Here is a 12,409-nt window from a genome sequence, read left to right as displayed (position 1 = left end):
AATAATAATTGTAATAATTGTAAATATTATGAAAAAAATAATAAAATATTTAGGACTTCCAGTACTTGCTATTGGTTTGTTATGGTCCTGTGAAGATTTAGATGTGCCAATTACGACACAACTAACACCGGATGTATTTCCTCAAAATTCAACGCAGTTTATTCAAACTACAGGACCAGTTTATGTTACTTTCCGTGGAGATTTTTCATTCGCTTGGTGGTGGTCACAATCATTAACCACTGATGAAGCAATTTTGCCATCAAGAGGAGGAAACTGGTTTGATAATAGAAACTATATCGCCATGCACTTTCATGACTGGACAGTTGATAATGGTATTGTAGGTAGTCTTTGGAATTGGTCTTCAAGTGTAATAGGAAAAAGTAACCAAGCTATTTCCATTTTAGAAGAAGCAATGCCAGCTGGTACTGAAAAATCGACTTTAATTTCTGAATTAAAAACGATGCGTGCCATTTCTTATTTCATGCTGATGGACAATTTTGGAGCAGTACCATTAGATACACTTTACGGAGACTTTAGCTCTAAACCAAAATCAAGCAGAGTAGAGGTATTCAATTTTGTTGAAAGTGAATTAAAAAAAGCAATTCCAAATTTAAATCCAGCTTCAGGAGTAACTACTTATGGTAGACCTAATAGACAAACAGCTAATGCCTTATTGGCTAAAATGTATTTAAATGCAGAAGTATATACAGGAACACAACGTTACAATGATTGTATTGCAGCCTGTGATCAAGTAATAGGTTCAGGATTGTATGGTGTAGAAGTAAGAGATTCTTATCTTCAGATGTTTTACCCTAATAATGGACCACAAATGGAGGAATTTATTTTTGCTGTTCCTTATGATCCTGCTGTTGGTGGTGGTGGACTAATGTTTCATGCTCGTTATGATGTGCCTCGCTCTTTAAGAACAAGATTTGGACTTCCTTTTACACCGAGTGCTCCTAGAAGTACCTTGCCAGAATTTTATGCTCATTTTGAAAATGATGCAAACGACATTCGTAACAAACAATGGTTGACAGGTTTACAATTTATGGCTGATGGAGCAACTCCAGTAACAGTTACTACCACTAAAAAAGGATATGATCAATTTTATACTGGATCTGATGGTGCTGAACCTTTTACTTATCAAGTAAATTTAACACCTGATATCGTTCTTCGTCAAAGTGTTGCATTAACTGATTTAGGTAATGACGAGATTGCTTGGAACATGGGGTATAGAAACATTAAATTCTATCCAGATAATACTTCAACAAGCCGTAATCAAAATAACGATGTACCGTTTTTACGTTATTCAGATATTCTTTTAATGAAAGCCGAAGCTATTCTTCGTGGTGGAACTGCTACCTTAGGTGATACACCACTTTCATTAGTAAATACAATTCGTTCTAATCGTACTACCGCAGCAGCATGGACAAGTGTAACATTAGAAGATCTTTATAAAGAAAGATCTCGTGAATTTGCCTGGGAAGCATGGCATAGAAATGATATGATTCGATTTGGAAAATTTGAAGGACAATGGGGATTCAAAACAGATACTAATGTTAAGCATCGTGTTTTCCCAATTCCAACTAATGCATTGGTGTTAAACCCTGCCTTGGTTCAAAATCCAGATTACGTTAACGATTAGTTTATTTTATTGTTTGATTGGTTAATTTAAGTTGGTGATTTATTTAACCCTGAAAAGAGAAGAAGCGAGTTCTTCTTCTCTTTTCTTTTTAAAATAGTAATTCGGTTTTGAGGTATTATTCACTACAAATGAGTTTTGATTTTAAATCAGGAAGAAGCACATTTTTTACTTGTTTCAATAGTTTAATTTTTTTAAACCAAAAGAAATTCAACTGTTTTAAAAGAGAATATAAAATTTTTTTTTACCAGATTAATCCATTTCCATTTGTTTTTAATAGTCTTCATTTCACTCGAATGAATGTTTTATGAAACAAAATCAATCCTAAAAGTAGAGCCCTAAATATAAATTTATTGCTGTTGAATAGGCTTTGGAATTTTAAAAAGCAATTTGCCCTCAACAAAAAACAAACAGATAAATATGAATTTATACCGTTTATTCAGATATAGGCTAATAGCCGTCCCCGTTTTATCATTCATTTTATCTTGTTCAATAAAACCAGCAGCAAGCAATTATGTAGATTTAGTGAATCCGTTAATTGGTACGGCTCCATCTACAACTATTAGTGCTTTGCAGCATGGAGAAGATGAAAAAGAAAACAATGCACAAGTAGTGCCTTATGTTACCGTCCCTTTTGGAATGACCAACTGGACGCCTCAAACCAAGGCAACTGAAACCAAATGCGTTGCACCTTATTATTATACGGATACCAAAATTTCAGGTTTTAGAGGAAGTCACTGGTTGAGTGGTTCTTGCGTACAGGATTATGGAAGTATGACCATTATGCCCATAACAGGAAAATTGAAATGCCAGGCCGATGATCGAGCATCTAGTTTTTCTCATGATACCGAAAAAACAACGCCATACAATTATAATGTTACTCTGGCTGATTACAAGATTGATGTAAATATGACAGCAACTAAACGTTGTGGTTTGTTCCAATTTATATTCGAAAATTCAGGTGAAGCGCATATTATTGTGAATCCAAATAGCGACGAAGGACAGGGTTTTATCCAAATAAACGCAGAGAAAAATGAGATTATTGGCTATAATCCAGTACATAAAATTTATCAGGGTTGGGGAGATAAAGCAGGTTTCAGCGGATATTTTGTAGTACAATTGAGTAAAAGTTCTGGCAAATTTGGTGTTTACCAAAATGAAAAAATACTTCAAGGAAACACAGAAATTGCTAATCTGGAAAACATCGGGGCTTACATTTCTTTTGATGTTGAAAAAGGAGAAACCATTGAGGCAAAAATTGGAACTTCATTTACCAGTATTGAACAAGCCAGAAAAAATTTAGCTGCTGAAACTAAAGATTTGGATTTTGAAGAAGCAAAAGAAAATTTGAAAAATATTTGGGAAAACTTGCTTTCAAAAGTACAGGTAGAAGGAACAAACAAAGATGATAAAGTAAAGTTTTACACCGCAATGTATCATAGTTATTTACAGCCAAGAACCTTTAATGATGTGGATGGAACGTATGTGAGTTTTAATGGAGCTACAAAATTAATGAATAGCGGAAAAGACGATTATTTTACTGATTTTTCTATGTGGGATATTTACAGATCATCGTTGCCATTGTTTAATATGTTAACGCCTAAAGTCAATGGACAAATGATGAAAAGTCTTTTTTCAATGGCAGAACAAGGCGGATGGATGCCTATTTTTCCATGCTGGAATAGTTATACTTCGGCTATGATTGGCGATCATTCAGTAGCGGCAATTGCTGATGCTTATATGAAAAACAATATCGAAATATCCGATAAGGAATACAGTTATTTGATTCAAAACGCCTTCAAATTACCAGCAAATCATGCTGATTATGTAAATGGAAAAGGGCGTCGTGGTTTAACCTCTTATTTGAAATACGGTTATATTCCGCTGGAAGATGAGGTATTAGAATCGTTTCATAAAGGAGAACAGGTTTCCAGAACTTTAGAATATGCTTTTGATGATTTTGCGCTTTCGCAAATTGCAGCCAAAAGAGGAGATACATTACACGCCAGACTCTTGAAAAAAAGAGCATTGAATTATGAAAATGTGTACAGTGTGGCAGATTCTACTGTAAGAGGCCGTTTTGCTGACGGAACTTTTACTAAAGATTTTGACAAGTTTATCCGAAAGCCCTACATCACTGAGGGAACACCGTATCAATACACTTGGTATGTGCCTCAGGATATCAAAGGGTTAATGAATTTGATGGGAGGAGAAGATGGGTTTAATGCCAACTTGGATCGTTTCCATGCCGCCAAACAATATTGGCATGGAAATGAACCGGGTCACCAAATTCCGTTCTTATATAATTATTCAGGACAAGCCTGGAAAACTCAGGAATTGGTAACCCAAATCATGAAAACTGAATACAGTAACGATGTGGGCGGATTAAGCGGAAATGACGATGCAGGACAAATGTCGGCTTGGTATGTTTTTGCAGCCTTAGGATTCTATCCAGTCTCGCCATCAGTTCCACAATATGTTATTTCGGGACCTCATTTTGATAAAATCACGCTGAGTTTAGAAAATGGAAAAACATTGGTTATTAATGCAAAAGGAGCTTCTTCTGGAAACAATTATATCCAGAAAATAAAATTCAATGGAGTGGAATATGATAAAACCTATTTGGATCATTTTTCTATTATGAAGGGAGGAATTTTAGATTTTGAAATGGGAAACCAACCTAATAAATCATGGGGAACAGCTAAAGAAAGCAAGCCTTTTTCATTGTCAAATTAGTAAAAAATAACAGTATGAATCACATTAGTCGTGGCGAATTTTTAAAACTGGGAGGGCTATCATTGCTTGGTGCTTTGGTGAGCGATGCTGTTTTGGCAAATGATAGCTTTTTTAGTGCTACGGCAACTAAAGTGGATTCCCTTTTAATGAAAAAACTCCTTTTAAGTAATGATGCAAAGGTGGAGCAGCTGCTTCAAAAAGAGCTGACAGATTCGGCTATTCGTTTGAGTAGTTTTCGTTCTTTGGCAAATAGTATTGCGGTATTATCCGCTTCGGTTTCTCATGCGGAATCGAGATTTTATAAGTCTAAAATTGTTGTCGAAAGATTGAATCAATCGGCTGATGTATTATTAAAAGGGCAATATAGCGATGGAACAGTTGATGCTGGAGGAAATAGACAATCGCCACCCGATACGGCTTTTGTGTTGGAATGGATTTGTTCGGCAGCCACAGTTTTAAATTTGAATAAACAAAAGCAGTTAGAAGATCTAAGAAATAAACTTAAAAAGTTTATTCAAAACGCTGGAGAAGCAATGATAACGGGTGGAGTGCATACACCTAATCACAGATGGGTGGTTTGTGCTGCTTTGGCCAATATCAATTCCCTTTATCCAGATGTCAGATACATTAACAGAATCAATCAGTGGCTAGCTGAAGGGATTTATCTCAATCAGGATGGACATTATTCGGAACGAAGCGGAGTATATTCGGCAGTTATTGACAAGGCTTTGATTACTATGGCAACTTTGCTGAATAAGCCGGAGTTGCTGGATATTGTTCAAAAAAACCTGATTACTTACTATTATTACACTGAACCGAATGGCGATTTGGTTACAGTAGATTCTAGAAGACAGGATCAATTTATGAATTTAACGGTGACTAAATTTTATTTACAATACCGTTTTATGGCTATTCATACTGGAAATCCAATGTTTGTGTATATGGTCAATCTTATCGAAAAAAGTCCTGATTTTCAAAAATCTATTTTACAGGATTCTTTGGTGGCATTTATGGAAAGTCCAAAGTTGCAACAGCCAATTTCAACTGAAGTAAAATTAGTTAATGATTTCGAAAAGCTTTTTGCTATATCCAATTTGGCTAGAATTAGACGCGGAAATACAGTCATGACTGTTTTTGGAGGAAATGATAAGCCAGTTATGATAGTCTCTGGAAGATCGTCCAATCCTAATTTTTTAATGTATAGAAAAGGGGATGCAATTTTAAAATACATGCGATTGTCTTCTTCGTTTTTTAGAATGGGTTATTTCAGTAGTGATGGTATCGAAAAAGTAGGGAACAAATACATTTTGAAAGAAACCAAAGAAGCCGATTATTATCAGCCGCTTGTTCCGGAATTTCTTAAAGCGGATGGCGATTATCAATTGTCAGAATCAAAAGATAAAAGATTTTGGAACAAAATGGATTTTGAAAATCGAGTAGCTTCGAATGAAAAAAAGCAAACTACTGTTATTGAAATAGAAGAGAATAATGGTGCATTAAGTTTAGATTTTAAAGTAGATGGACCTCCAAATGTAGAAATAACAATAGAAATGTGTTTCAAAGAAGGGACTAAAATAACGGGAGCAACATTGGGAGAAAAAGGGAATTATTTCCTAAAATCAGGGAATGCTACTCTAAATAGGGGAAATGATGTTATCGAATTAGGTCCCGGAATGGGCGAGCATCAAAACGTAAATAACTTAGATAGTGAAGGATATACCTATCATCAGGGAAGTTTGCGCACTGACGGATTACATGTTTATATTACAGGTTTCATACCGTTTCAGCATAAAATGACAATTTCTTAAAAATAGACAAGGCATTAATATTTAGGTTTTTTCCTGTAAATTATACAAATTATTAAAACAGATAGAATTTGTGTAATTCGATTTCGATTAGAATTAGTGACAATTGGTAAAATTCGTGTCAAACTTTTTTTAAAAGCGAATACCCTGAATAATAAAGGAATTCCTCGGGCATTGTAGAAAGTTTACTTAATTTTACGAAAATTAAGTTTAATCTATAAATAATTGAAATTATGAAATTATCATTTATGACTGCTTTGCTGTTCGGTTGTGTTTGTTTTGCGCAAAATAATACAGACACCAGTTTGTATATGAAGTCTGATAAAATAACTTACCTGACTGATATTGGTTCAGAATCAGGTGATTTATACAAAACAATTGGACATCATGGACCAGCAGTCGAAAACGAATGGATGGCATTGCGAATCTATTTTAGCGATAAAGTAGCAATTGATGTTTACAATAAAGCAAATCCAGGGTTAGAATTGAAAAAAGCAAGTTGGTATCCAACTCCAGAACAACAAAAAGAAGGATGGGGAGCTGATTATTATAAAGTGGCGTCAACTGTAGGTTTAGGAGGGGTGAAACTTTGGGACGGAGAAAATTTAGTTCCATTGAATCCTGTAACGAATCGTTTGGCTCGTGTGGGGAAAACCGATACTACTTCATGGATGGAAATGATTTCCAGAGGAGTGGCTTACAAAGGAAAAAAAGTTGATATTCTGATTCGCGTTACCGTATTCTCTGGGAAAAGAGAAGCTAAAGTGGAAGCCCTTAGTTTGAATGGCGAAAAAGTACAATTTGCTACAGGTGTAAATTACTTTAAAGGTTTCGAAACTAAAAAAGGAAATAATTACATCGCAGTATGGGGAGAACATCCTGAAGACGTAGCGGCAGAAATTGTGGGAATTGGAGCGGCAATAAAATATAATCCAAAAGATTATGTAAAAAATACCGATGATGGAACACAGTATTTATTAATCTCTAAACCAACTAAACATTTAGAAACTCAAATTATTTCTGTTTGTGGAAGAGAAAAAGAGATAAATACGCTGGATAAATTAGAAGCTTACATAAAATAAAGTAAAAAAATAGCACTTTATTTCTTGTAGGATTTGAAATTCTGAAAAGCAAAAGAAAGTGCACAGATGATACTTAATCAATCGGTGTCATCTGTGTACTTTTTTTGTGCTTTTTTTTAAAATGAGATACTTTGTTTTAAGAGTTAAGTTGTTGATTTTTAGTTGTTGTTTGTGGTTTTTTGGTAAAAAAATAAAAATGAGTACCATGTTGAAAATAATGTCAAAACTGTTTTTTATAACCTTATTAGTAAGCGTTTTTTTGTTTGGTTTCAAAACCCAGGCACAAAAAATAGCGCAAACTCCAAAAGAGTTTTTGATTACTAATTATGGAGCAAAAGCAGATGGAAAAACTTTAAATACAATCGCAATTCAAAATGCTATTGATGCGGCTTTTAAAAATAAAGGCGGATGTGTTGTTTTTCCAAAAGGGGAATTTTTATCGGGTAGTATTCAAATGAAATCGAATGTGAGTTTGCGTCTGGAAGAAGGAGCCGTTTTATTAGGAAGCACAAATCCCAGCGATTATATCAAAATGGAATTTCCGGGAAGACCGGATTCTCCAAAGAAAGACGATAATTCACAAATGGCTTTGGTTTTAGCACACAAAGCAACAAATATTAAACTATACGGAAAAGGAAAAATAGACGGTCAGGGGTTACAATTAGCTTTAAATATTGACAGTTTACATCATGCAGGAATTGTTGTAGATCCTAATTATACCATTCGGAGAAACAGACCTAATGAAACTATGAGACCTAAGTTGTTTCGTTTTTCTCAGTGTGATAACGTAGCCATTGAAGGTTTGCAAGTGGGAGCTGCTTCCTGTTGGGGATTGTCTTTTGAGTTATGTTCTAATCTTAGTTTGGACGGATTAAAAGTGGTCAATCGTTCGTATTGGAATAATGACGGAATTGACATTACAGATTGTAAAAATGTTACCGTTACCAATTGTGATTTGGACACTGCCGATGATGGAATTTGCTTAAAATCCTATTATCCAGGATATGCTAATGATGGAATTTATATTGCTAATTGTACGATAAAATCAAGCGCCAGTGCGATAAAATTTGGAACGGCATCTTACGGCGGATTTAAAAATGTGGTAATAAAAGATATTGAAGTCTATGATACGTTTCGTTCAGCAATTGCCATTGAATCGGTTGACGGAGCTGCCATAGAAAATATTTCTGTTTCGAATATTAATGCAGTAAATACAGGGAATGCAATTTTTATTCGAATAGGACAACGAAGCGGCGAAAAAGCAGGAAGTATTAAAAATGTGAGTATTAGAAATATAAAAGTGCAGGTGCCTTTTGGACGACCTGATATCAATTATGATTTAAGAGGTCCTGAAGTCGATTTTTTCCATAATCCATTTCCATCATCAATTGTTGGAATTCCAGGATACAAAATAGAAAATGTAAGTTTAGAAAATATCACTATTTCATATCCTGGCAGAGCGACTAAAGGAATGGCTTACATACCATTAAATCGATTGGACCAAGTGCCTGAAAAAATTCAGGATTATCCTGAGTTTTCGATGTTTGGCGAATTACCAGCCTGGGCATTTTATGTGCGTCACGCTAACGGAATTAGTTTTAAAAATGTCAAAGTCACTTTGGACGATACTGATTTTAGACCAGCATTTGTTTTTGATGATGTTCAAAATTTGAATATGGAAGAAATTGATTTGCCAGAAGGCAAAAAGAATCAAGTGGTGTTAAAGTCAGTAAATCAGTTAAAAATTGATTTGGATAAAACTAATATTATACACTTACAATAAATCACTTTATTATTTAAAAATAGAAATTATGAAGAAACTCCAAAGATCCATTTTTATTGGTTTGGCACTGCTGACACAGTGTTTGTTTTTGAACGCACAAAATTATCGTTTTGTTGATCCAATGATTGGGTCAGAAGGATTGGGGAATGTTTTCGTAGGACCATCTTGCCCTTACGGAATGATTAAACCAGGACCAGATAATGATTTAAACGCTAATAGTGGTTTTTCTACTGATTTAAACAGACCCATTTATGGCTTTAGTCAAGTGCATGTAAGTGGAACGGGTGGTGGAGCTAAATATGGAAATGTTTCTATTATGCCTATTTCGGGAGATTTTGAAACTATAAAGCAGGAATCGCTTCGTGAAAACGAAAAAATAGCCTTAGGATATTATAGCGCTTTGTTGAAAAAGTGGAATATTCAAACCGAAATCACGACTTCAGACAGAGCAGCTTTTTACAAATTCGTTTTTAATTCGAATACTAAAAATGCAATTAAAGTAGATTTAGGAAGATATCTGGATGAATCCATTATTCCTGACGGAAGAGAAACCCAGCAATTTGTAGGTTCTCAGGTAGAAGTAATTTCGGATACAGAAGTTCGCGGTTATACTAAAATCCGTGGCGGTTGGAACAACGGAAGTGCCTATACCGTTTATTTCTCTGCCGTATTCGATCAACCATTTACTTCTTTCTCAACTTGGAAAGGCGAAACCTTTTTTCCAAATGAGAAAAATCAGGTAGATAACGGAAAGAAAACCGGAGCGATGTTATTTTTCGAAAGCTTAGCAAACAAGACGGTGAATATGAAAATCGGAATTTCTTTCATTAGTACTTTGAAAGCCAGAGAGAATATTGATAACGAAATTCCACATTGGGATTTTAATAAAGAATTAGCTGAAACCCAACAAAAATGGGAAGATCTATTAAAAAGAGTAGAAGTCGAAAAAGAAGCTTCGGTAGAAAAGAAAACCATGTTTTACACAGGATTGTATCACACCATGCTAATGCCTGTGGATCGTACAGGAGAAAATCCGTTATGGGAAAATGATTCTCCTTATTATGATGATTTTTACGCTATTTGGGATACCTATCGTTCTTCAAGTCCATTAATTACACTTTTAAATCCTTCCAGAGAAGTGGATATTGTCAATGCGATGTTGCAAATCTACAAACGCGATGGTTATTTACCAGAAGCCAGAAGTGGAAATTCGAATGGAAGAACTCAAGGTGGTTCGAATGCTGAGGTAGTTATTGCCGATGCTTTTGTAAAAGGATTGGAAGGCATCAATTACAAATTAGGATTGGAAGCGATGATGAAAGACGCTATGTTTCCTCCAGGCGGAAACGAAGAAAAAGAAGGTCGTGGCGGATTAGTAGATTACAATAGATTGGGATATGTATCGACGGATTATGTTCGTTCTGGAAACCGAACTTTAGAATATTCGTATAATGATTATTGTCTGGCAATTGTAGCCAAAGGAACCAAACGCAAAGGAGAGTATTGGCGTTTTATCAAACAATCAGACAACTGGCAAAACCTATGGAGAGATATTGAAGATAATGGTTCCCGCGGTTTTATTATGCCAAAGGATTCCAATAAAAAATGGGTAGACAGCATTCAGTGTGCTGCAACCAACGGGAAAATATCTTATGTTCCTTATTCGCCTTTAGCGCAAGATTGGCCAAATTGTGTTTGCTGGTGGTGTGGTGTTTTCTACGAAGCCAGTTCTTGGGAATATTCGCTTTCAGTGCCTCATGATGTGGCGATGTTAATCAAAAAAACAGGTGGAAATGAAGCTTTCAAGAAAAGACTGAACACGCTATTTGATAAAGAATTTTATAATGTGGCGAACGAACCTTCATTTTTGAGTCCAAATTTATACCACTGGATTGGTCGTCCTGATTTGAGTAACGACCGCATTCACCAAATTATTGATAAGAATTACAATAGTTCCAGAAAAGGAATTCCAGGAAATGACGATTCTGGTGCTATGTCTTCGTGGCTGGCTTTTCACATGATGGGTTTGTATCCTAATGCAGGACAATCGTATTATTTGATTAATTCGCCATATTTCAAACAAACGGTGATTCATCAGGAAAACGGAAAAGATTTTACCATCAAAGCCAAAAATCTTTCGGATAAAAACAAATACATCAAATCGGTAACACTTAACGGAAAAGCATTCGAAAATGCATTTATTGGGCACAGTGATATTGTTGCGGGTGGTGTATTAGAATTTGAAATGGCTCCAACGCCTTCTAAAACATGGGGAACAAAACAAGTTCCACCTTCTAAATCCGATCAAATAATTGAGGAATAATAATTTTTATTGATGATTAAAATAGTAGTTATGAAAAATTTTAAACCGGGTATTCTTATTTTGCTGATGAGTATGTTATTGATTTCGTGTAAGCTTACTGGCAAGAAGGAAAATTTACAGTCTAAATCAAGAATAGCAAATCCCATTATAGAGGGATATTTTGCAGATCCCTGCATTATAAAAGAGGGTGATACTTTTTTTATTTATGCCACAATAGATCCTTGGGGAGGAGATGAACTGGCTGTGTTTTCAACAAAGGATTTCGTGAAATTTGAACGTCATCATTTAAACTGGCCAACAAAAAAAGCGTGTACAAGTCCGGGTTCAAATGGTTCTATGGTATGGGCACCTTCTGTTAAAAAAGCAGCTAACGGAAAATATTATATGTATGTTTCTGTTGGAAGTGAAATTTGGGCTGGTGTGAGCGATGCTCCGCTAGGCCCTTGGAAAAATGCCAAAGAAGATCTTTCGCCTTTAATTTCGTCTAAAGAGTATCCTGCTGTACATAATATAGATGCCGATTGCTTTATTGATGAAGATGGTCAGGCTTATTTATACTGGGGTTCTGGATTTAATTGGAAAGATGGTATTTGTATGGCGACCAAGCTGAATTCAGATATGATTTCATTTGATGAAGAACCCAAAGCGGTTACTCCTAAAGATTACTTTGAAGCTCCTTATATGATTAAACGTTTTGGAAAATACTATTTGATGTATTCATCAGGTAAGGCAATAGATGCCACTTATAAAGTAGGATATGCTGTGGGAAATTCTCCTTTAGGTCCGTTTGAAACAACTGCGAATAGTCCCATTCTGGAAACTTCTGTTGATAGTACCACTAATGGACCAGGACATCATTCTGTATTTAATGAAAATGGACAGGACTATATTTTGTACCATCGCATTTTTCCGCAAAAAGAAGAATATGTTTTACGCCAAATTTGTATTGATAGTTTGAATTTTGATGCGAATCATGACATAATGAAAATAAAACCAACTGGTATTTCCAGTTTCTAATTTTGTATAATATAACTTTAA

General features: G+C 35.1%; 7 protein-coding genes. All 7 read left to right on the top strand.

Annotated elements, in window-relative coordinates; all coding sequences use genetic code 11:
- Nucleotides 1–28: 28 nt before the first annotated feature.
- Nucleotides 29–1,645: a RagB/SusD family nutrient uptake outer membrane protein gene (locus tag AAGV33_RS08070; RefSeq protein ID WP_373391459.1), complete on the top strand. Its 1,617-nt coding sequence runs from the start codon at nucleotides 29–31 to the stop codon at nucleotides 1,643–1,645.
- Nucleotides 1,646–2,062: 417 nt separating this feature from the next.
- Nucleotides 2,063–4,378, top strand: a complete 2,316-nt coding sequence (locus tag AAGV33_RS08065; RefSeq protein WP_373391458.1) for a GH92 family glycosyl hydrolase — start codon at nucleotides 2,063–2,065, stop codon at nucleotides 4,376–4,378.
- A 14-nt stretch (nucleotides 4,379–4,392) separates the two neighbouring features.
- Entirely contained in the window at nucleotides 4,393–6,186 is a 1,794-nt protein-coding gene (locus AAGV33_RS08060; RefSeq protein WP_373391457.1) for a hypothetical protein, read from the top strand.
- 230 nt (nucleotides 6,187–6,416) lie between these two features.
- Nucleotides 6,417–7,265: a DUF4861 family protein gene (locus tag AAGV33_RS08055; RefSeq protein ID WP_373391456.1), complete on the top strand. Its 849-nt coding sequence runs from the start codon at nucleotides 6,417–6,419 to the stop codon at nucleotides 7,263–7,265.
- Nucleotides 7,266–7,470: 205 nt separating this feature from the next.
- Nucleotides 7,471–9,048 carry a glycoside hydrolase family 28 protein gene (locus AAGV33_RS08050; RefSeq protein ID WP_373391455.1) on the top strand — a complete coding sequence of 526 codons (1,578 nt, stop codon included), beginning with the start codon at nucleotides 7,471–7,473 and terminating at the stop codon, nucleotides 9,046–9,048.
- A gap of 28 nt (nucleotides 9,049–9,076) precedes the next feature.
- Nucleotides 9,077–11,371 (top strand): GH92 family glycosyl hydrolase, encoded by a 2,295-nt coding sequence (locus tag AAGV33_RS08045; RefSeq protein WP_373391454.1) that lies wholly within the window; start codon nucleotides 9,077–9,079, stop codon nucleotides 11,369–11,371.
- A gap of 30 nt (nucleotides 11,372–11,401) precedes the next feature.
- Complete coding sequence (locus tag AAGV33_RS08040) at nucleotides 11,402–12,388, top strand: family 43 glycosylhydrolase (RefSeq protein ID WP_373391453.1); 987 nt, start codon at nucleotides 11,402–11,404, stop codon at nucleotides 12,386–12,388.
- The last annotated feature ends 21 nt before the right edge of the window (nucleotides 12,389–12,409 follow it).

Source organism: Flavobacterium magnesitis, assembly GCF_041729735.1.
GTDB classification, from domain to species: domain Bacteria; phylum Bacteroidota; class Bacteroidia; order Flavobacteriales; family Flavobacteriaceae; genus Flavobacterium; species Flavobacterium magnesitis.
This window is presented reverse-complemented; position numbering and strand designations above follow the sequence as displayed.